We start from the raw sequence: 21,367 nt of genomic DNA, 5'->3' as shown, positions 1-21,367 counted from the left end.
ATGCAAATCACTCGCTGACAATACCGACCGGCGCCGTCTCAATCTTGAAGGCGGCCGAGATCAGCGCCCGAGTATAGTCGGTTTGCGGATTTTCAAAAATCTGCTGGGAGGGGCCGGCTTCGACGATCCTGCCATTGCGCATGACGATGACGTCGTTGGCCAGCGCGCGGATGACTTTCAAATCATGGCTGATGAAGAGATAGGCGAGGTCGTGCTTGGCCTGCAGGCTGCGCAGGAGGTCGACGACCTGCGCCTGCACGCTCATGTCGAGCGCCGATGTCGGCTCGTCCAGCATGACGAAGCGCGGGTTGAGCACCATGGCGCGTGCGATGGCGACACGCTGGCGCTGGCCGCCGGAGAACTCGTGCGGGTAGCGGTTGCGCGTCGCCGGGTCGAGCCCGACCTCCTTCAGCACCGCGGCCACCTTGTCGTCGCGCTCATCGGGCGTCAGCTTCGGCTCGTGGATCTTCAGGCCTTCCTCGATGATCTCGGCGATCGACATGCGCGGGCTGAGCGAGCCGAACGGATCCTGGAAGACGATCTGCAATTCGCGCCGCAACGGCCGCATGGCGTTGAAGGACAGCTGATTGATATCGTGCCCGTTGAACTGGATGGTTCCGGTCGAGGAGATCATGCGCGCCAGCGCCAGGCCGAGCGTCGTCTTGCCGGAGCCGGATTCGCCGACCACGCCCAGCGTCTGGCCTGCCCGCACGGTGACATCGATGCCGTCGACCGCCTTCACATTGTCGACGGTGCGGCGGAAAAAACCCTGCTTGATCGGGAACCAGACCTTTATGTCCTTGCCGGTCATCACAGGCTTGGCCGCAGCATTGGCCGCCGGCGGTTTGCCCTTCGGCTCGGCCGTCAGCAGATGCCTTGTGTAGGCGTGCTGGGGATTGGCGAAGATCTCCTTGGTCGGCCCGGTCTCGACGATCTTGCCCTTGGTCATGACGCAGACGCGGTCGGCGATCTTGCGCACGATGCCGAGATCGTGGGTGATGAACAGCATCGACATGCCCTTGCGGCTCTTCAAGCCGGCCAGCAGTTCGAGGATCTGCGCCTGCACGGTGACGTCGAGCGCGGTCGTCGGCTCGTCGGCAATCAGCAGTTCGGGTTCATTGGCCAGCGCCATGGCGATCATCACGCGCTGACGCTGGCCGCCGGACAGCTGGTGTGGATAGGCATCGAGGCGCTTGTGCGGATCGCGGATGCCGACCTCGTTGAGCAAGGCCAGCGTGCGCTCCTTGGCCGGGCGGTCGGCCATGCCCTGGTGCAGCTTCAGGATCTCGACGATCTGCTGCTCGATCGTGTGCAGCGGATTGAGCGAAGTCATCGGCTCCTGGAAGATCATGGTGATCTTGTTGCCGCGCACCTGCCGCAACTGCTTCTCGTTCATCGCCAGCAGGTCGGCGCCCTGGAACAGGATCTTTCCCGAGGGATGGCTGGCGCTTGGATAAGGCAACAGCTTCAGCACCGAAAGCGCCGAGACCGATTTGCCGGAACCGGATTCGCCGACCAGCGCCACCGTCTCGCCCTTGGCGATGTCGAACGAGATGTGGTCGACGGCCAACGACTGGCCGCCGCCCTGGCTGAAGGCGACGCTGAGGTCCTGTACGCTGAGCAAGGGGGCTTCGCTCATCTGAACGTCTTGCGCGGATCGAAGGCGTCGCGCGTCGCCTCGCCGACGAAGACCAGCAGCGACAGCATTAGCGAGATGACGACGAAGCCGGAGATGCCGAGCCACGGCGCATTGAGGTTCCGCTGCGCCTGCTTGAGCAGTTCGCCGAGCGAGGCGGAGCCGGGCGGCAGGCCAAAGCCGAGGTAATCGAGCGAGGTCAGCGTCGAGATCGAGCCTGAGAGCAGGAAGGGCATGAAGGTCAATGTCGCCACCATGGCGTTGGGCAGCAGGTGCCGGAACATGATGGTGCGGTTGGGCACGCCGAGCGCCCGGGCCGCGTTGACATATTCGAAATTGCGGGCGCGCAGGAACTCGGCCCGCACCACACCGACCAGCGCCACCCAGGAGAACAGCAGCATCAGGCCGAGCAGGATGAAGAAGCCCGGCGGCAGGATGGCAGCGACGATGAGCAGGAGATAGAGCACCGGGATCGCCGACCAGATTTCGATGAAACGCTGGAACAAGAGATCCGTCCAGCCGCCGAAATAGCCTTGCACGGCGCCGGCCGCGACGCCGATCAAGGCCGAGCCGGCGGTCAGGATCAGGCCGAACAGCACCGAAATGCGGAAGCCGTAGATGACGCGCGCCAGCACGTCGCGCGCCTGGTCGTCGGTACCGAGCCAATTCCAGTTGCCGACGATGCAGGCGGGGTCGGCGGCACCCTTCGGATACTGGTTGCAGCGCTTCGTGGCGTCATACTGCCAAGACGGCCTGGCCGGCGCTGCTTCCGGAATGGCGTTGTTGACGGTCTGATAGGAGTAGCGCACCGGTGGCCAGATCATCCAGCCATTGGCGTTGATCTCGTCCTGGATGACCGGGTCGCGATAATCGGTGACGGCATAGAAACCGCCGAATTTTTCCTCGGGGTAGGCGACCAGCACCGGAAACAGGATCTCGCCCTTGTAGGAGGCGATGATCGGCTTGTCATTGGCGATGAACTCGGAAAACAGCGACAGCACGAACAGGACGAGGAAGATCCACAGCGACCAGTAGCCGCGCCGGTTGGCTTTGAAGTTCTGCAGGCGCCGCTTGTTGAGCGGCGACAGAAACGGTCGCTTTATCCGCGCGGGTGCCGCGTCCACGGGGACTGTAGCCTCCGACATCAGACGTCTCTCCGCTCGAAATCGATGCGCGGATCGACCCAGGTGTAGAGCAGGTCGGACAAGAGACCGACGAACAGCCCCAGCAGCGAGAAGATGTAAAGATTGGCGAACACCACGGGATAGTCGCGCTCGACCACCGACCGGAAGCCGAGCAGGCCGAGGCCATCGAGGGAGAAGATGTTCTCGATCAGCAGCGAGCCGGTGAAGAAGGCCGAGATGAAGGCGCCAGGGAAGCCGGCAATGACGATCAGCATGGCGTTGCGGAAGACATGGCCGTAGAGCACCTGCCGTTCCGACAGGCCCTTGGCCCGCGCCGTCACCACATACTGCTTGCGGATTTCTTCGAGGAACGAGTTCTTGGTCAATAGCGTCGTCGTGGCGAAGGCCGACAGCACCAGCGCGGTCAGCGGCAAGGTCATGTGCCAGAAATAGTCGACGATCTTTCCCCACCAGGACAATTGATCCCAATTGTCCGAGGTGAGGCCGCGCAGCGGAAACCAGTCCCAGAAAGACCCGCCGGCAAACAGCACCATCAGCATGATGCCGAACAGGAAGCCCGGAATGGCATAGCCGACAATGACGACGCCGCTGGTCCAGACGTCGAAGGGAGTGCCGTCCTTGACCGCCTTGCGGATGCCGAGCGGGATCGAGATCAGGTAGGATAAAAGCGTGATCCACAGTCCGATCGAGATCGACACCGGCATTTTTTCCAGGATCAGGTCGAGCACCGAAATGTCGCGGAAATAGCTGTCGCCGAAATCGAAGCGGGCATAGTTCCACAGCATCATGCCGAAGCGCTCGAGCGGCGGCTTGTCGAAGCCGAACTGCTTTTCCAGCTTCTTGATGAATTCCGGATCGAGCCCCTGCGCCCCGCGATATTTCGAACTGACGTCACCGGCGACATCCAGGTTGCCCCCAGCACCCGCGTCGCCGCCACCGCCGCCGAGGCGGTCGCTGCCGCCCTGATTGGTCAGCCGGGCGATGACCTGTTCGACCGGACCGCCGGGGGCGAACTGGATGACGGCGAAGGATATCGCCATGATGCCGAACAGGGTCGGGATCATCAACAGGATGCGGCGCAGGATATAGGCGCCCATCAGGCCTTCTGCCCCGCTTGAGCGAACATCTCAGCCTTTGCCAATTTTTGCCGCCTTGCCCTTATCGAACCACCACAGCGTCTCGACCGGAAAGCCGAAATCGGGCTTCTGTTCGACAAAGCCGAACATGTCCCAATAGGCGACGCGGTGATTCGCCAGATAGTATGTTGGAATCCAGTCCAGCCGCGCGCGCAAGACCCGGTCGAGCGCTCTGAGCGCCGAGACGAGTTCTATACGGTCTTTCGCCTTGCCGGCTGCCGCGATCAGGGCGTCGATGGCCTTGCTTTCCGTGCCCGGATAGTTGCGCTGCCCCGGGATTTTCACCATCCGGGAATCATAGAGCATCTGCAGGCTGTCGTCGGTCGGCGTCGCCCCGATCGACCAATGCAGCAAGGCAAGATCGAAGTCGTAATTGCTGTGCCGCTGCTCATACTGCGCCGAATCGATTTGCCGGATCGATGCGTCGATCCCGATCGCCTTCATATTCTCGGACCAAGGGGTGTAGATGCGAACGATGCCGTCGTCCTCCGCCAGCATTTCGACCCGCAGCCGCTCACCCTTGTCGTTGACGACGAAACTGCCATCGCGCTTCCAGCCGGCCTGCGCAAGCAATCTCGAAGCCTCGCCCAGCAGCTTGCGGTCATGGCCCGAACCGTCGGAAAGGGGCTGCGTCACCGCTTCACCAAAAACCTCTGGCGGCAATTCGGCCCGGAACGGCTCCAGCAGGGCCAATTCCTCAGGCGAGGGCAGGCCTTCGGCCTTGTAATCCGACCGTTCGAAGTTCGATTGAGAACGCTCGTAGGAGCCGTAAAACAGCGCCCGCTTCATCCATTCGAAATCGAAGCACCTGGCGATTGCCCGCCGCACCCGCTCATCGCGGAATTGCGGACGACGCTGGTTCAGTGCGACGCTCTGCATGTCCGGCGTCTTCTCACCGGGAAATTCCCGTTTGACGACCTTGCCGTCCTTCAGCGCCGGAAAGTCGTATCCGGTCGCCCATACCCGCGAGGTGAATTCCTCGCGAAAATGCGTGTCGCCTTTCTTGAAGGCTTCGAACGCCGCCTGCCGGTCAAGATAGAAGTCGATGCGGATGCGGTCGAAATTGTAGAGGCCGCGGTTCACTGGCAGATCGCGGCCCCAATAGTCGGCCACGCGGTCATATTCGACAGTCTGTCCGGCCGCCACGCGTCCAATCTTGTAGGGACCCGAGCCAAGCGGCGGTGTCATGGTCGAGGCATCGAAATCATTGGCCGTATAAAAGGCCTTGGAGACGATCGGCATCCCCACGATCGCCAGGATGTTTTGCGCTGACTGTTCGCCGTTGAAAGTGAGGTTGACGGTGGCGGGATCGACCGCAACCGCGTCGGTCATGTACCGCAACGCCTGGGAAAGGTTCGGATGGCCCTTGTCCTTATAAAGCTTCAGCGCGAAGACAACGTCGTCCGCGGTCAGCGGCGAGCCGTCGTGGAAACGCGCTTGGGGTCGCAGGGAGAAGCGGAAACCGTTGCGGTCCTGCGACAGGGTAACGGTTTCGGCGAGCAGGCCGTAGGCCGCATCCGGCTCATCGAGCGCGCTTGTCATCAGGGAATCGAAACAGAGTTCGGCGCGCGGCGGAGCCTCTCCCTTCAACACCAGGAAATTCAGGGTGTTGAAGGTCAGGAAGCTCTGATTGAGGGTCGAGTTCGGCGGCGCGAAATTCATCTGGCCGCCCTTTGGGGCGTCCGGATTGACGTAGTCGAAATGTGTGAAATCGGGCTTGTATTTGAGGTCGCCGAAGGCCGACAGGCCATGCAGCTTGGTGCCGGTCGCAATTTCGGCGAAGGCCCGGCCGGGCAACAAGGCGGCGGCTGCCGCGGCACTGCCCAAGGCCAGGAAGTCGCGGCGGTCAAGGGCCGCCATCAATTGCCACCCTTGTATTTGGCCGCCAGCGCCTTCTCCTTGTCCGGGTCGATCCACCAGGAATCGATGTCGGCTCCGGCATAGGCAGGCTGCTTGTCGGGGAATTTGAACTTGTCCCAATAGGCCAGCCACACCGCCGACCGGTAATATTGGGGAACCACGTAGAAGTTCCACAGCAGGATGCGGTCGAGCGCATGGGTGGCGGCGACGAGATCGTCGCGATCGGTCGCGAAGATAATGCGATCGACCAGCGCGTCGACGGTCGGGTCCTTGATGCCCATCAGATTGCGCGAACCGGGCGAGTCGGCAGCTTTAGAGCTCCAGAAGTCGCGCTGCTCGTTGCCCGGCGAATCCGACTGCTGCAGCATCCCGGTGACGACATCGAAATCGAAATTGTTGACGCGGTTGATGTACTGCGTCTGATCGATGATGCGCAAAGTGGCGTCGACGCCGATCTTGCGCAGATTGGCGATGTAGGGGCTGGCGATCACCTGGTCGGTGTCGTTCCAGCCAAGGATTTCGAACTTGAACGGCGCGCCGGTCTTGGCATTGACCATCTTGCCGCCCTTGATCACCCAGCCCGCCTTGGCGAAGAGATCGACCGCCTGTTTCAGGTACTTCCGTTCCGCCTGCGGTGAATCATAAACCGGCAGCTTGAATTCCTGCGTGAAAAGTTCGGGCGGCAGCTTGTCTCGGTATTTTTCCAGGATTTCCAGTTCCTTGCCCTGCGGCAACCCGTTCGAGGCCAGTTCGGTGCCCTGGAAATAGCTCGACGTGCGGGTGTTGAAGCCGAAGAACAGTGTGCGGTTCATGCTCTCGAAATCGAACGGAATGGTCAGCGCTTCACGCACCAGCCGGTCCTGGAACAGCGGCCGTCGCTGGTTGAGGACGAAGCCCTGCATCGGTTCCGGCGCCTGGGTCTGGAAATCCTTCTTGATGACATCGCCGGCTTGGAATGCCGGGAAATTGTAAGCCGTCGCCCATTTGCGCGAACTGTATTCGCGGTTGATGTCTTCCAGCCCACCCTTGGTGAAGGCGAGCCAGGCAGCGTTGTCGTCCAGAATATAGGTGTAGCGTCGGGTGTCGAAATTCTCACGGCCGATCTTCACCGGCAGCTTGGCCGCCCAATAGTCCGGCACACGCTGCCAGATGATTTCCGAACCCGGCTTGAAGCTGGTGATCTTGTAGGCGGCCGAACCGAGCGGAATTTCCAGCGTCGGCTTGGTTACGTCCCGCTTCTTGCCGTTGGCATCGGTGCCTTCCCACCAATGTTTCGGCAGCACGGCAAGGTCGCCGATGATCTTGGGCAGTTCGCGATTGCCCTTCTGGTTGAAATGGAACTCCACCTCGCGATCCGAAATCGCCACCGCATCGGTGACATTCTCAAAATAGCGGCTGTACTGCGGGCTGTTGGCCTTCAGCACATGAAACGACCAGATCACGTCATCGACGGTGATCGGCTGGCCGTCATGCCATTTGGCGCGCGGATCGAGCCGGTAGGTCGCGGAGGAATAATCATCAGGATATTTGTAGGCATCGGCGATCAGTGGATGGCTGGTGCTGCCTTCATCGGTCGCCTGCTCCATCAGCGTGTCGTAGAGCAGGCCGCCGCCAAACCCGACGAGGCCGGCGGCCGGTGATCCCTGGACGACGTAGGGATTGAAGCTGTCGAATGTACCTGGCACCACCGAATTCAGCGGGCCGCCCTTGGGCGCGTTCGGGTTGACGTAGTCGTAGTGCTGGAAATTGGCGCCGTATTTGGACTCGCCGATCAACGATGAGGTGGTGCGCCATTCGTCGGCGCGGGCAGCCTGCAAGCCCGCCGCCAGAAGGGCTGCCGCCAGCAACGACTTGAGAAGCGTTCGGCCAACCGTCATGCACTATCCTCTTCGCAATGCCCGTTCATGGCAATCTAGATGATTTGGCGCTCGTGAAAACCGCCATGCGCGGCTTTGTCGCCGCCTATGCGGTTTTCCCAACAAAAAAGCCGGGCTGAACCCGGCTTTTTCAAGGTCGTCGAGATGATATCTGGCTATTGGGCAGGCGCCGGTGCCGGTGCCGGTGCGGCCGGAGCCGGGGCGGCAGGTGCGGCTGGCGCGGCACCCTCAGCCGGCTTTGCCGGAGCGGCTGCATCGGCGGGCGCGCCTGCATCGGCGGCGGCACCCGGCGCCGGCAGCGGCTTGGGATTGTCGGACAGCGTGCGCAGATAGGCGATGACGTTGGCGCGATCCTCGTCCTTGGGCAGACCGGCGAAGCCCATCGCGGTGCCCTTCACGAGTTTCTTCGGCGAGGTGATGAAGTGGTTGAGGTTGTCGTACGTCCACTTCTCGGCGCCGCCCTTGGAGAATTCCTTCATGCCGGCCGAATAGGCAAAGCCTTCATGCTCGGCAACGGGGCGGTCGATGAGGTCCCACAGGTCGGGGCCGACCTTGTTGGGGCCGCCCTTTTCGCCGGAATGGCAGGCTTGGCACTTCTTGAAGACGGCAGCACCTTGCTCGACATTGGCGGTCGCCAGCAGTTCGGCGATCGGCTTGGCAGCGGCGGCAGGCGCGGCCGGACCGCCTTCGGCGGGCTCGGCGGCCTCGATGGCGAAACCGGGCTTTTCCGGCGCCGGCGAGGCAAACAGCGCGTCCGACACAATGCCGACCGAGAAGACGACGAAAACGGTTCCGAGCAATCCGGCGAGCAGTTTGTTGACTTCGTTGGAATCCATACGCCCCTTGCTCCCTTTTCCGGCGGACAGAACCGTCCACTCCGTCCGTCGGTATCGTGACCCGTCCTGCCAGGGCGGTCAAATCGGGCGGAAACTAGGTCTTTTGCTGCGGCGTTGCAACACCTATAAGGGCGCTTCCAGTGAGACCTTTTGCCACTTTCCCTGTCCTCTTTCGAGACGCCTTGCACCCGAAATGTCCACGCTGATCCTGATCCCGGCCCGCATGGCTTCGACCCGCCTGCCGGGCAAGCCGCTGGCCGACATCGCAGGTGCCCCGATGATCGTCCATGTCGCGCGCCGTGCCGCCGAAGCCGGCCTTGGCCGGGTGGTGGTGGCGACCGATACGCAAAGCGTGGCGCAAGCGGTGCGCGCGCACGGTTTCGAGGCCGTGATGACGCGCATGGATCACGAATCCGGCTCCGACCGCATCCACGAGGCGCTGATCGCGCTCGACCCCGGGCGCAAGGTCGAAACCATCGTCAATGTACAAGGCGACCTGCCGACGATCGATCCCCAGATCATCGCCGCGTCGCTCAGGCCTTTCGAGGACAGTGCGGTGGACATCGCCACGCTCGGCGTCGAGATCGTCCGCGACGAGGAAAAGACCAATCCCAATGTCGTCAAGATCGTCGGCTCGCCGCTTTCCGGCAGCAGGCTGAGGGCGCTCTATTTCACCCGCGCAACGGCGCCTTGGGGCGAGGGGCCGCTCTACCATCACGTCGGCCTCTACGCCTATCGCCGCGAAGCACTTGAGCGTTTCGTCGCGCTGAAGCCGTCGCCGCTCGAACGGCGCGAGCGGCTGGAACAGTTGCGGGCGCTGGAAGCCGGCATGCGCATCGACGCCGAGATCGTCCAGTCGCTGCCGCTCGGCGTCGACACGCCGGAAGACCTCGAACGCGCCAGACAGATCCTTTCAACCTGAGATATCGGCATGCCTGAAAAGACCAACAGAATATCCTTCCAGGGCGAGCCGGGCGCCAATTCCGACACCGCCAGCCGCAACATGTTCCCTTCGATGGAGCCGTTGCCCTGCCCGACATTCGAGGATGCCTTCAACGCGGTCGAGACCAACAAGGCCGACCTCGCCATGATCCCGATCGAGAACACCATTGCCGGGCGCGTCGCCGATATCCATCATCTCTTGCCGGAATCGAAGCTGCACATCATCGGCGAATATTTCCTGCCCATCCATTTCCAGCTGATGGTGTTGCCGGGCGTCAGGCGCGACGAGATCAAGACGGTGCACAGCCATATCCACGCGCTTGGCCAGTGCCGCAAATACATCCGCAAGAACGGCTGGAAGGCGATCGTCGCCGGCGACACGGCCGGCGCCGCCAAGATGGTCTCCGAGGTCAAGGACCGCACCATGGCGGCGCTGTCGCCCGCGCTGGCAGCGACGCTCTACGGGCTCGATATCATCGAGCAAAACGTCGAGGACACCGACTCTAACGTCACCCGCTTTGTCGTCCTGACCAAGAACAAGCTATGGGCCGAGCGCCCGTCGCCTGACGTCAAGATGATGACGACCTTCATCTTCCGCGTCCGCAACGTGCCGGCCGCGCTCTACAAGGCGATGGGCGGCTTCGCCACCAACGGCATCAACATGACCAAGCTGGAGAGCTACCAGTTGGGCGCTTTCACGGCGACGCTGTTCTACGCCGACATCGAGGGCCATCCCGACGACCCGCTGGTCAAGCTGGCGCTGGACGAGCTTCGTTTCTTCTCGCGCGAAGTGCGCATTCTCGGCGTCTATCCGGCCAGTGAGTCGCGTGAGCAGTGGAAGGTGGCGGACTGATCGCTACTGGGCGTGATCTCCGGACAAACGAAACCGTTTGTCCTAGAAAACCGGTTTCCACTTTTCGGGACCATGCCCTAAATCACCGCGCCCAGCGGCACATAGTCGATCTCCATGAAGGTCTCGACCTCGGGCACCCAGCGGTCGCGCACGAAGGCGACATGGTCGGGATGGTCGTTGTACCTGTTGTAGGCAGCCTGGTCGGCGAACTCCATCGAGAAGCCGAAACGATAGTCGTTCTTGGGGCTGATCTGCCGCAATTGCTCGAAATGCGTGACGCCCCTGATCGCGGTGAGGATTTTCTTGGCGTCGACCAGGAACCGCTTTTCCTCCAGCGAATGCGGCGGATGCTTCAGCGTGAAAACGACGGTGTGACGGATCATGTCCTGCTCCTGCAATGTCTTTCGGTGTTCGCTGCCATCAATCTGGATCGACCCAGGCGCGGATCAGGTGATGCGCGATGGCGCCTTTCGGCGGCGTGACCAGATTGTCCTTGTGCGTCCTTTCCAGCATCAGGCGCACCTCGTCGCGAAAAAACCAGCGGCAGTCCTCAAGCTCGTTGAGGTCGGGCTGGATGTCGTCGTTGAGCGGCTCGCCGAAGCAGCCGATCATCAGCGAATAGGGAAACGGCCAGGGCTGGCTGGCGTGGTAGACGACGCGGCCAAGCCTGATGCCGGCCTCTTCCAGCGTCTCGCGGCGCACCGCCGCCTCGATCGTCTCGCCCGGCTCGATGAAGCCGGCAAGGGCCGAGTACATGCCCGGCGCGAAATGCCGGCCGCGCCCGAGCAGGCACTTCTCCCGCGTTGCCGTCAGCATGATCGCCACCGGGTCGGTGCGCGGAAAATGCTCGGTGCCGCAATTCGGGCAATGGCGCTTGTAGCCGCCCGCCCGCATCTGCGATTCTGTACCGCATTTGCTGCAGAAGCGATGGCTCGCATGCCAGGCAAGCAGGGCCGCCCCTTGCGCCATCGCGCCAGCCGCCGCCTCGTCGATCAGCCCTTGCATGTAGACCGAGCGGTAGTCGATGGCCTTGACTGTTTCGGGAAGCTGTTCGGGTTCGACGCCGGCGGGCACGGCCAGCACCGGTCCTCGTTCGGAAAAGCCGAGCAGGATGCCTTGCGCCAGGGAAACCTTGAAGGGCTCGCTCTCGGTGGCGCCGAACCAGGGATCGAGAGCGCCGCTATCGCCGAGCTTCAGATAGAGCCGGCCGCCATGCATCAGAAGCAGCCGCGTCGCCGGATCGGCCAGCGCCTTGTCGACCGAATCGTCGGCGCGGTTCTCGGACTGCCGGTCGATCGTGTTGCCGGCGAAGCCGACGAACTGGCTCGGCTCGCGCAAAGGCGCGTCAAACAGGCGGAAGCTCATGGGGACTCTGGAATATGTTGAGGGATGGACACTGGGAACGCTTATAGCGCCGCCTTGATCGTTTCGGCAAACCGTCGCAAGTCGGAACGTTGATAGGGCTCTCGCAGGCCATGTCCCCACACAGGGCCTGGCCAGCCGGGATCACCTTCCGAACGCGCGATGACATGGATGTGCAGCTGGCGCACGATGTTGCCGAGCGCGCCGGTGTTGATCTTGGTGCAGCCGGTCGCCTTCTTCAGCGCCTGCGCCACCATATTGGTCTCGAAGGTCAGCATCGCCTGGTCGAGCGGCGTCATGTCATGGATTTCCTCCGCGCCGGGCCGCTGCGGCACCAGCAGCAGCCATGGCCAGCGGCGGTCGTTCATCACCCGCAATTCGCACAGCCCAAGCCACATCAACTGTTCGCTGTCCGCCTCCAGCCGTGCGTCCAGCGTAAATCCGGCCTCCAGGCCCGGCAGCATCGGCGTTTCCCTTGCTTTTCTTGGTTTGCTCAACACATGAAGGCTAGAGCGGCGGCAAGGGGGCTGCAAGTGAATCATTGCGCCCTCACGGTCTGGTGCGCCGATTCGACATTTAACGATTTCTTCGGCGGACTTGCATTTCGTCGCGCAATTGCCGATATGGAAAGCGGGAGGTTGGTGGTGGACGATCCACTCGCCAACCGGGTCAGGTCCGGAAGGAAGCAGCCCTAACGAGCCCGGAACGGGTCATTGTTCCAGCCTCCCACCTCATCGGCCCCTCTCGCGACATTGACGACGCATTGCAGCGCGGGCGAGACTATGCGCAGGAATCGGCCGCCTTCGGGCGCGGCCATTTGGAGCTTTACGGGCGTATGAGCGAAGCCGGAAATTCGGGACCAAAAAGCCTGGAGATAGGCAAGGCCGCCGCCTATCGCGTGCTGGCGCGCAAGTACCGTCCTTCGAATTTTTCCGAGCTGGTCGGCCAGGAGCCGATGGTGCGCACCCTCACCAATGCCTTTGCCACCGGCCGCATCGCCCAGGCCTGGATGCTGACCGGCGTGCGCGGCGTCGGCAAGACCACGACGGCGCGCATCCTCGCGCGGGCCCTGAATTATAAAACCGCTGACATCGACCAGCCTTCGGTCGACCTCGCCGTCCTTGGCGAACATTGCCAGGCGATCATGGAAGGCCGCCATGTCGACGTCATCGAGATGGACGCCGCCTCGCACACCGGCATCGACGACATCAGGGATATCATCGAGCGCGTGCGCTACGCGCCGGTCTCGGCCCGCTACAAGGTCTACATCATCGACGAAGTGCACATGCTGTCGACGCAGGCCTTCAACGGCCTTCTGAAGACGCTGGAAGAGCCGCCGCCGCACGTCAAATTCATCTTCGCCACCACCGAAATCCGCAAGGTCCCGATCACCGTTCTGTCGCGCTGCCAACGCTTCGACCTGAGGCGCATCGACGCCGGCGCTCTGGTCGCGCATCTGTCCTCGATCTCGGCCCAGGAAGGCATTTCGGTCGACGACGACGCGCTGGCGATGATCGCGCGCGCCGCCGAGGGCTCGGCCCGTGATTCGCTCTCCATCCTCGACCAGGCGATTGCCCATGGCGCCGGCTCTGTCGGCGCCGATGCGGTTCGGGCGATGCTCGGGCTCGCCGACCGCGCCCGCATCGTCGACCTGTTCGAACATGTGATGAAGGGCGATGTGGCGGCAGCCCTTGGCGAATTCCGTGCGCAGTATGACACCGGCGCCGATCCAGCCGCCGTGCTGACCGACCTTGCCGAATTCAACCATCTCGTCACCCGGCTGCGTTTCGTGCCGACGGCCATCGAGGATGCCTCGCTGTCGGAGGACGAGCGGCAGCGCGGCGCCGATTTCGCCAGGACGTTGTCGGTCAGGGTGCTGTCGCGGACATGGCAGATGCTGCTCAAGGGCATTCCCGAGGTGCAGTCCTCCAACCGGCCGGTCAGTGCCGCCGAAATGGTGCTGATCCGGCTGGCGCATGCCGCCGATCTGCCGACGCTGGACGAGGCGCTGAGATCGCTCGAGGGCGCTGCGCCTATGCAGAATGGCGCGCCGCGCCCGAATGGGACGCCGGCAAGTTCCGGCAATGGCGGTGGTGCCGGCGCGGTGGCGCAGACGCGCATGCCATCCGGATCCGGCGGGGCACAGAGCATGCGGCTGGTCGAAGCCTCGCCTGCTGCCGTTGCCTACGTCGCTCCGCCGGAGCCGGCCATGGAATCGGCGCCGCTGAAATCGCTGGCCGACATCATTGCGCTCGCCGATGCGCAGCGCGACATCGCCTTCAAGGTGCTGGTCAAGAGCTGCATCCGGTTTGTGCGTATCGAGCCCGGCCGCATCGACGTCGGCCTGACCAGCGATGCGCCCAAGATGCTGCTCAACGACCTGACGACGAAGCTTCGCGCCTGGACCGGCCGCAGCTGGCTGGTCTCCCTGTCGAAGGAAGAGGGCGGCCAGACGCTCGCCGAAATGGAATCGGCCAAGCGCGAGACGGCATTTCTCGATGCCAAGAGCGATCCCACCGTGGCCGCCATCCTGGCGCGCTTTCCCGGTGCCAAGATCATCGACGTGCGCATTCCAGACGCGCCGGAAGCCGAAACGACAGAGGCTGAAGTGCCGGTAGAGCCGCCGGCTGACGACGATGAAACCTGATCCAGTCACGAATCCGCAAAGGACCCGACCATGAAAGATCTTCTCGGCCTGATGGGCAAGGCGAAGGAAATGCAGGCCAAGTTCCAGGCCATGCAGGACGAGATCGCCACGCTGGAAGCGTCCGGCCAGGCCGGCGGCGGCCTGGTCAATGTGACGCTGACCGGAAAATTCGAGATGAAGTCGCTGAAGATCGATCCGTCTCTGTTCAGGGAAGACGATGTCGAGATTCTGGAAGACCTGGTGCTGGCCGCTCACAACGACGCCAAGACCAAGGTCGAGCAGATCATGCAGGAAAAGACCAAGGCGCTGACCGCAGGTCTGCCGATCCCGCCGGGAATGAAACTGCCCTTCTAGCATTCGGCGCGCGCGCCCATGATCGCCATGACCGAAGAGCCCTCCGAAAGACTGATCGAGCAGCGTATCCGCAACAGGATCTACGAGATCCTGGAAATCCTGGCCGATTGTGACGACGGCGTCGATCTCGTCGGCATCAAGGGTTATTTCTACCTGTTCGAGGATTTCGTCCATCGCCCGTCGATCGAAGCCGGCACATCGGCGCTTTCAAAGGACGAGCGCGCGATCGTGCTGGAGATCGCCGAATTCCTGGAGGCAGCGAGCGAGACAAATCCGGACTTCACCAAGGCTGAGTTCATAGACAGCGACTGGCCGGGAAAGATCGCGCCGACGGCCAGGGAGGCGCGGACGCTGTTCCTCCGGCGCGGCTTGTTTTCGGAGAAGGTCGAGGAGCTTGAGCCCGGCCAGCCGGCGGCCATCACAGTGGGGCACTAATTCACTTTTAGGTCATGCAACTGTACCAATTTGGCAACAGAGCCTCATCAATAACGTTTTGGCCATCATTTTGCCCGAAAGTGTCTCATTCTTGCCGCAGCCTGGGGGCGGGCATGGAAGTGAGAGGGTTACCTGTTGATTGCCACGCGATGGAAGACGCCGCTGTTGCTCTGCGCCGTCATTTCACCCCTGTTTTTGGCTGCCTGCAGCCAGACCACGTCACACGGCATGTCCGTCGCCAGCCTGACCGACGCCATCACGCCGGGTTTCCTGAACTCCCGGGCCTACAGCCACACGCCGAAGGACAAGGAATGCCTGGAACGGGCGATGTTCTTTGAATCCAACCGCTCGAGCCGCGATGGCATGATAGCGGTCGGCACTGTGGTGATGAACCGGCTGCGCTCCGGCAAGCACGGCAGCACCATCTGCCAGGTGGTGGGCGAGCGCGGGCAGTTCGCCCCCGGCGTCATGACAAGGCCGATGAATTCACGCGCAATGCCCGATGTCGAAGAGGCTGCCGAGGCGGTGCTCAAGGGTGAGCGCAAGGCCAAGCTCAAGAACACCATGTTCTTCCACACCGCCGGCTTACGCTTCCCCTACAAGAACATGCACTACACCATGGTTGCCGGCGGCAATGCCTTCTACGAGAAGCGCGGCCGCAACTGGCAGCCGCTGCCGGACGAGCCGCAGGTCGCCATTGCCTCGGCGGCGCCGCAGAAGCCAGCGGAGCCGGTGACGATGGTCGCGTCCGCCGAGCCGGTGCGTCCGGCCAAGCCGGCGACCGTCCGGTCCGTCCCTGCCCAGCAGACCTATATGACCGCGGCCGCCGTGCCGACCGCGAAATCCGCGCGTGTCTCGGCGGAGCCGACGGTGGTGGCGATGCAGGAGCCGATGGAGGAACCGGATGCCGCCCGTTTTGGCGGAACCTTGAACACAAGGACAAGGGTCATCTCCTCGGTCGAGGAAGCGCCGCAAGAGGCGTCTATGGGGTTCCAGTCGACGCCTGAGAACACCGACGCTGTCGGCGCGATGATCGTCAGCCAGGGCCGGCCGCTCGAAACCAACTGATCTGCTCTCCATGGTCCCCATGGGCCCTGCCCATTTTGGTCCGCCAAGGCCAATATGGCGGTCATGCGTATGCGGATGTTCCAAAGCGCTCTGAAAAATCCTAGATCAGAGCGATGTCGAAGCGAATCGCCGGTCCCGAGATCGAACGTCTGATCCAGCTCCTGGCCAAGGTGCCGGGGCTGGGTCCCCGGTCGGCCAGGCGTGCGGCCCTTCATCTGATCAAGAAGAAGGAGCAGCTTTTGTCGCCGCTGGCTGCCGCCATGGCCGAAGCGGCCGACAAGGTGCGCATCTGCTCGACCTGCGGCAATGTCGACACATCGGACCCTTGCATGATCTGCACCGATCCGCGCCGTGACGCCGGCACCATCATCGTCGTCGAGGACGTCTCCGACCTGTGGGCGCTGGAGCGCGCGGCGGCGATGAATGTGCGCTACCACGTGCTCGGCGGCACGCTGTCGCCGCTCGACGGCATCGGCCCCGACCAGCTCAACATGCGCTCGCTGGTCGACCGCGTCGCCGGTGGCGAGGTCAAGGAGATCATCCTCGCCGTCAATGCGACGGTGGAGGGCCAGACGACCGCGCATTACCTCACCGATCAGCTGTCCGGCTTCGACATCAAGGTGACACGGCTCGCGCATGGCGTGCCGGTCGGCGGCGAACTCGACTATCTCGACGAGGGCACGCTGGCCGCGGCGCTGCGCTCGCGGACGGCGTTTTGACGCAATTGGCGGGCAGGAGAAGCAAATGATTCCTGCTTTTGTGAAATCAGCTTTCGTCTTTCTCTGCCTTGTCTTTGCGGCGATGGTTTCGGTCACTCCCGCCTCGGCCGCACCGATCGACGACCAGTTCCGCGCCTGGCTGCAGAACGACCTTTGGCCGCAAGCAAGGGCGAAAGGCATTTCCAAAACCACCTTCGATGCCGCCTTTGACGGCATCAAGCCCAATCTGAAGCTGCCGGACCTGGTCAAGCCGGGCGATAAGGCGACCACGCCGCGGAAGCAGCATCAGGCCGAATTCGGCTCACCCGGCGCCTATTTCGCCGAGAAGACGGTTCGCGCGGTGACGGCGGGCGGGCGTGCGCGCGAAGCCACCAATGCCAGGACACTTGCATCAATCGAAAAGCGCTACGGCGTGCCGGGCGAAGTGCTGCTGGCGATCTGGGGCCGCGAAACCGGATTCGGCGCGGCGAAGGTGCCTTACGACGCCTTCGAAGTGCTGGGCACCAAAGCGTTCATGTCGACCAGGAAGGACTTCTTCCGCACCGAACTGCTTGCGGCACTCGAGATCGTCGAGCGCGGTCTTGCTCCGGTCGGCGCGATGAAATCGTCCTGGGCCGGCGCGCTCGGCCAGCCGCAATTCATGCCGACCTCGTTCCTGAAACATGCCGTCGATTTCGACGGCGATGGCCGCGCCGACATCTGGAACTCGACGCCGGACGTGCTGGCCTCGATCGCCAATTATCTCGTCCATTACGGTTGGGTAAAGGGCCGCGGCTGGGGTTTCGAGGTGACGGTGCCGGAAAGCGTTTCCTGTTCGCTGGAAGGCCCGGACCAGGGCAAGAAAATCTCGCAATGGGCTGATATGGGCATCAAGCGCGTCGGCGGCAAACCGTTTCCAGCAAGTGAGCTGAAGGCCGAAGGCTTCCTGCTGATGCCGGCAGGGCGCAGCGGCCCGGCCTTTATCGCCACACCCAATTTCTACGTGCTGAAGCAATACAACACCAGCGACCTCTACGCGCTGTTCATCGGCCACGGCGCCGACCGCATCGCCCATGGCGATGGCAATTTCGCCGGCAGCTGGGGCGCGGTTGGCGGGCTCCACCGTTCGGATATCGCCGCTCTGCAACGCGCGCTGGAAGCCCAGGGCTATGATGTCGGCAGCGCCGATGGCCTGCCCGGCTTCAAGACCCGCCGTTCGATAGGCACTTGGCAAGCCAAGAACGGGCGCGCCGCCACCTGCTTCCCTGACGCCGGCTTGGTCGCGGCGCTGAAGTAGCCGCGACATTCGCCAGATTTTCCCCGATCGGCAGCCTCTATTGGCTGGCTTATGCGTCGACATCCACCGGCCTCTCTGGCCCATTGAGCCGTCGTATAAATGCTCGTTGCCCGCCACGAGGCCGCCGGATATGGTGTTGACCAACTGGACAAAAACCGCAACGGTAAGAGGTCAGTGAGGCCGTCTCAAGGCCCGAAAAGAATTCCACAACCCTGAGCCGGGAACTCAGGTCAACAAACAACAAAACAGGGAACGATCACGATGATGATGGAAAAGTTTGCTCTACGCTCTCGCTTCCTGCTGGCGGGTGCAGCCATGTCCGCGCTGCTTCTGGCCGGCGCGCCCGCCGGTGCGGTCACGCCCGCCGACACGCTGGTCGAAGGTTTCGCGATCGACGACATCATCTCCATGGATCCGGGCGAGGCGTTCGAGCTGTCGACCGCCGAGGTCACCGGCAACACCTATGATCTGCTTGTCCGTCTCGACCTCAGCGACACCTCCAAGGTCAAGGGCGACCTCGCCGAAAGCTGGACCGTCTCCGATGACGGCCTGACCTACACGTTCAAACTCAAGCCCGGCCTGAAATTCGCTTCCGGCAACCCGATCACCGCGGCCGACGTCGCCTGGTCGTTCGAACGCGCCGTCAAGCTCGACAAGAGCCCGGCCTTCATCATCGGCCAATTCGGCATCAGCGGCGACAACGTCGCCGAGAAGGCCAAGGCGGTCGACGAGACCACTTTCCAGTTCACCGTCGACAAGGCTTATGCCCCGAGCTTCGTCCTGAACTGCCTGTCGGCAACGGTCGCTTCGGTGGTCGACGCCAAGCTGGTCAAGGAACATGTCGCGGCGGTCACGCCGAGCGCTGACTACAAATGGGACAATGATTTCGGCAATGCCTGGCTGAAGACCGGCTATGCCGGCTCCGGCGTCTTCAAGCTGCGCGAATGGCGCGCCAATGAGGCAGTCGTTCTCGAGCGCAACGACAATTACCATGGCGAAAAGGCCAAGCTTGCCCGCGTCATCTATCGCAACATGAAGGAAAGCTCGGGCCAGCGCCTGGCGCTCGAAGCCGGCGACATCGACGTTGCCCGCAATCTCGAGCCGAACGATCTCGACGCCATCGCCAAGAACGCCGATCTCACGACCACCAGCGCGCCGAAGGGCACCGTCTACTACATCAGCCTCAACCAGAAGAACCCGAACCTTGCCAAGCCGGAGGTCCGCCAGGCCTTCAAATATCTGGTCGACTATGATGCCTTGAGTTCCACCATCCTCAAGGGCATCGGCGAAATCCACCAGACCTTCCTGCCCAAGGGTGTGCTCGGCGAATTGGATGAGAATCCGTTCAAGCTCGATGTCGCCAAGGCCAAGGAATTGCTGGCCAAGGCCGGCCTGCCCGACGGCTTCAGCGTAACCATGGACGTACGCACCGGCCAGCCGACGACCGGCATGGCGGAATCGATCCAGCAGACGCTTGGCCAGGCCGGCATCAAGCTCGAGATCATCCCGGGCGACGGCAAGCAGACGCTGACCAAATATCGCGCCCGCAACCACGACATCTATATCGGCCAGTGGGGCCAGGATTATTTCGACCCGAATTCCAACGCCCAGACCTTTGCCTCGAACCCGGACAATTCGGATGCGGGCAAGTCCAAGACGCTGGCCTGGCGCAACGCCTGGGACATTCCGGACCTGACCAAGGAGACGGAAGCAGCACTGCTCGAGAAGGACGCCGGTAAACGCGCTGACATGTACAAGGATCTGCAGAAGAAGATCCTGGACACCAGCCCCTTCGTCGTCATCCACCAGCAGCTGGAAGTGGCCGGCCTGCGCAAGAACCTCAAGGGCTTTGCGCTCGGCCCGAGCTTCGACAGCAATTTCGTCGGACCGGTGTCCAAGGAATAATGCTCGCGGACACGCCGCATGAGCGCGGTTGAAAAAGAAATGGCGGCGGGGCGCGGCAGCGCCCGCGCTGTCGCTATTGCATCATCCTTTGGCCGTTTCCTGGTCATTGCGATCACGACCTATCTTGGTCTGCTCGCGGTCACCTTCTTCATCGGCCGCGTCATTCCGATCGACCCGGTGCTGGCGGTGCTCGGCGACCGGGCGCCGGCCAATGTCGTCGAGCGCACGCGCCGGGAGATGGGCCTCGACCTGCCGTTGATCGAGCAGTTCTACATCTATGTGAAAAATGCCCTGAACGGTAATTTCGGCATCTCCGTGCTGACCACCAATCCGGTCATGACCGACATTCGCCGGGCGCTGCCGGCCACCACCGAACTGGCGACGCTGGGAACGCTTATCGGGGCGCTGTTCGGCGTGCCGCTCGGCGTGCTGGCGGCGGTCAAGCGCGGCAGTCTCATCGACCAGATCGTGCGCATCATCGGCCTGATCGGCTATTCCGTGCCGATCTTCTGGCTCGGCCTGCTGGCGCTGGTGCTGTTCTATGCCAAGCTGCAATGGGTTGCCTTCCCGGCGCGGCTCGACGTCGTCTACGAATACACTTTTACGCCGATCACCGGCTTCTATCTCCTCGACTCCGCGATGCAGGGGCAGTGGGACGTGTTTTACGACGCCTTCCGCCACATCATCCTGCCGGCATCGCTGCTCGGCTACTTCTCGCTCGCCTATATCAGCCGCATGACGCGCTCGTTCATGCTCAACGAACTGTCCCAGGAATACATCGTCGCGGCGCGCGCCAAGGGCCTGTCGGAAACCCGCATCATCTGGGGCCACGCGCTGCGCAATGCGGCGGTGCCGATGGTGACGGTGATCGCGCTCTCCTATGCCGGGCTGCTCGAAGGCTCGGTGCTCACCGAAACCGTGTTCTCGTGGCCGGGCATCGGCCTCTACATCACCAACTCGCTGCAGAACGCAGACATGAATGCGGTGCTCGGCGGCACCATCGTCATCGGCTCGGTGTTCATCGCCATCAATCTCCTCTCCGACCTGCTGTATCGGGTGCTCGATCCGAGGACGAAGGTTCAATGAGCAGAGGTATTCCACTTTCGGGCCTAGAGCAGTTCACCGTTTCACGGAAACGGCGACCCGCTCTAACTCCTTGTTTTTACGCAATTCCGGACGGAAAACCGTTTCACACTTTTCCTGGAATTGCTGCGGCCAATCACCCCCACTCCGGCCCTTCGGGCCACCTCTCCCCCTGCCCGGGGGAGAGGAAAAGCCGGTCGCACGCCTGGCGCCTTTCATCTCCCCCGTCGAGC

Annotated in this window: 19 protein-coding genes and 1 other RNA gene; 11 read left to right on the top strand and 9 right to left on the bottom strand. The window is 62.6% G+C overall.

The genetic code is table 11. The features are described 5' to 3' along the window. Positions 1 to 7: 7 nt before the first annotated feature. The 6 genes from NKJ67_RS00580 to NKJ67_RS00555 form a co-directional block, all read right to left on the bottom strand. Positions 8 to 1,639, bottom strand: a complete 1,632-nt coding sequence (locus NKJ67_RS00580; RefSeq protein ID WP_352580104.1) for an ABC transporter ATP-binding protein — start codon at positions 1,637 to 1,639, stop codon at positions 8 to 10. Continuing rightward, positions 1,636 to 2,781 (bottom strand): ABC transporter permease, encoded by a 1,146-nt coding sequence (locus NKJ67_RS00575; RefSeq protein ID WP_352580103.1) that lies wholly within the window; start codon positions 2,779 to 2,781, stop codon positions 1,636 to 1,638. The genes NKJ67_RS00580 and NKJ67_RS00575 overlap by 4 nt, the downstream gene beginning before the upstream one ends. Then, entirely contained in the window at positions 2,781 to 3,878 is a 1,098-nt protein-coding gene (locus NKJ67_RS00570; RefSeq protein ID WP_127321004.1) for a microcin C ABC transporter permease YejB, read from the bottom strand. Before NKJ67_RS00570 ends, NKJ67_RS00575 begins: the two co-directional genes overlap by 1 nt. Before the next feature lie 30 nt (positions 3,879 to 3,908). Beyond that, positions 3,909 to 5,777 carry an extracellular solute-binding protein gene (locus NKJ67_RS00565; protein WP_352580102.1) on the bottom strand — a complete coding sequence of 623 codons (1,869 nt, stop codon included), beginning with the start codon at positions 5,775 to 5,777 and terminating at the stop codon, positions 3,909 to 3,911. Further along, complete coding sequence (locus NKJ67_RS00560) at positions 5,777 to 7,654, bottom strand: extracellular solute-binding protein (protein ID WP_352580101.1); 1,878 nt, start codon at positions 7,652 to 7,654, stop codon at positions 5,777 to 5,779. The genes NKJ67_RS00565 and NKJ67_RS00560 overlap by 1 nt, the downstream gene beginning before the upstream one ends. Positions 7,655 to 7,809: 155 nt before the next feature. Then, positions 7,810 to 8,490: a c-type cytochrome gene (locus NKJ67_RS00555; RefSeq protein WP_352580100.1), complete on the bottom strand. Its 681-nt coding sequence runs from the start codon at positions 8,488 to 8,490 to the stop codon at positions 7,810 to 7,812. 193 nt (positions 8,491 to 8,683) lie between these two features. On the opposite strand from NKJ67_RS00555, the gene NKJ67_RS00550 reads away from it, so the two are divergent. Further along, on the top strand, positions 8,684 to 9,412 hold the full coding sequence (locus tag NKJ67_RS00550) for a 3-deoxy-manno-octulosonate cytidylyltransferase (protein WP_352580099.1): 729 nt from the start codon (positions 8,684 to 8,686) through the stop codon (positions 9,410 to 9,412). Between the two features lie 9 nt (positions 9,413 to 9,421). Then, the gene (locus NKJ67_RS00545; protein ID WP_292336135.1) at positions 9,422 to 10,285 is read left to right on the top strand and encodes a prephenate dehydratase; all 864 of its coding nucleotides are present in this window, start codon (positions 9,422 to 9,424) and stop codon (positions 10,283 to 10,285) included. A 77-nt stretch (positions 10,286 to 10,362) separates the two neighbouring features. Here the strand turns inward: NKJ67_RS00545 and NKJ67_RS00540 are convergent, their stop codons facing one another. The 3 genes from NKJ67_RS00540 to NKJ67_RS00530 are packed head-to-tail and all read right to left on the bottom strand — an operon-like array spanning position 10,363 to position 12,111. Continuing rightward, positions 10,363 to 10,668, bottom strand: a complete 306-nt coding sequence (locus tag NKJ67_RS00540) for a Dabb family protein (protein WP_127268465.1) — start codon at positions 10,666 to 10,668, stop codon at positions 10,363 to 10,365. Between the two features lie 37 nt (positions 10,669 to 10,705). Further along, the gene (gene nudC, locus NKJ67_RS00535; protein ID WP_352580098.1) at positions 10,706 to 11,650 is read right to left on the bottom strand and encodes an NAD(+) diphosphatase; all 945 of its coding nucleotides are present in this window, start codon (positions 11,648 to 11,650) and stop codon (positions 10,706 to 10,708) included. A 41-nt stretch (positions 11,651 to 11,691) separates the two neighbouring features. Then, complete coding sequence (locus tag NKJ67_RS00530) at positions 11,692 to 12,111, bottom strand: HIT domain-containing protein (RefSeq protein ID WP_127256953.1); 420 nt, start codon at positions 12,109 to 12,111, stop codon at positions 11,692 to 11,694. A gap of 169 nt (positions 12,112 to 12,280) precedes the next feature. Between NKJ67_RS00530 and ffs the strand changes: the two genes are divergently transcribed. The 9 genes from ffs (at position 12,281) to NKJ67_RS00485 (ending at position 21,137) form a co-directional block, all read left to right on the top strand. Beyond that, an RNA gene (gene ffs, locus NKJ67_RS00525) (signal recognition particle sRNA small type) lies at positions 12,281 to 12,377 on the top strand. A 105-nt stretch (positions 12,378 to 12,482) separates the two neighbouring features. Then, the gene (locus NKJ67_RS00520; protein ID WP_352580097.1) at positions 12,483 to 14,294 is read left to right on the top strand and encodes a DNA polymerase III subunit gamma/tau; all 1,812 of its coding nucleotides are present in this window, start codon (positions 12,483 to 12,485) and stop codon (positions 14,292 to 14,294) included. A gap of 30 nt (positions 14,295 to 14,324) precedes the next feature. Further along, positions 14,325 to 14,648 carry a YbaB/EbfC family nucleoid-associated protein gene (locus NKJ67_RS00515; protein WP_292701077.1) on the top strand — a complete coding sequence of 108 codons (324 nt, stop codon included), beginning with the start codon at positions 14,325 to 14,327 and terminating at the stop codon, positions 14,646 to 14,648. Positions 14,649 to 14,675: 27 nt separating this feature from the next. Further along, the gene (locus tag NKJ67_RS00510) at positions 14,676 to 15,083 is read left to right on the top strand and encodes a hypothetical protein (RefSeq protein WP_127272517.1); all 408 of its coding nucleotides are present in this window, start codon (positions 14,676 to 14,678) and stop codon (positions 15,081 to 15,083) included. Positions 15,084 to 15,218: 135 nt separating this feature from the next. Continuing rightward, entirely contained in the window at positions 15,219 to 16,151 is a 933-nt protein-coding gene (locus NKJ67_RS00505; RefSeq protein ID WP_352580095.1) for a cell wall hydrolase, read from the top strand. A gap of 113 nt (positions 16,152 to 16,264) precedes the next feature. Next, the gene (recR, locus tag NKJ67_RS00500; RefSeq protein WP_027039603.1) at positions 16,265 to 16,870 is read left to right on the top strand and encodes a recombination mediator RecR; all 606 of its coding nucleotides are present in this window, start codon (positions 16,265 to 16,267) and stop codon (positions 16,868 to 16,870) included. Positions 16,871 to 16,952: 82 nt separating this feature from the next. Beyond that, entirely contained in the window at positions 16,953 to 18,146 is a 1,194-nt protein-coding gene (locus tag NKJ67_RS00495) for a lytic murein transglycosylase (RefSeq protein WP_352580328.1), read from the top strand. A 261-nt stretch (positions 18,147 to 18,407) separates the two neighbouring features. Then, positions 18,408 to 20,051, top strand: a complete 1,644-nt coding sequence (locus NKJ67_RS00490) for an ABC transporter substrate-binding protein (RefSeq protein WP_127267906.1) — start codon at positions 18,408 to 18,410, stop codon at positions 20,049 to 20,051. Positions 20,052 to 20,069: 18 nt separating this feature from the next. Then, positions 20,070 to 21,137 carry an ABC transporter permease gene (locus NKJ67_RS00485; protein ID WP_352580094.1) on the top strand — a complete coding sequence of 356 codons (1,068 nt, stop codon included), beginning with the start codon at positions 20,070 to 20,072 and terminating at the stop codon, positions 21,135 to 21,137. Positions 21,138 to 21,367 lie beyond the last annotated feature (230 nt).

It is taken from the genome of Mesorhizobium sp. M0088, assembly GCF_040322895.1.
Taxonomy (GTDB): domain Bacteria; phylum Pseudomonadota; class Alphaproteobacteria; order Rhizobiales; family Rhizobiaceae; genus Mesorhizobium.
The sequence above is the reverse complement of the archived record's forward strand: the minus strand, read 5'-3'. Positions and strand labels throughout refer to the sequence as shown.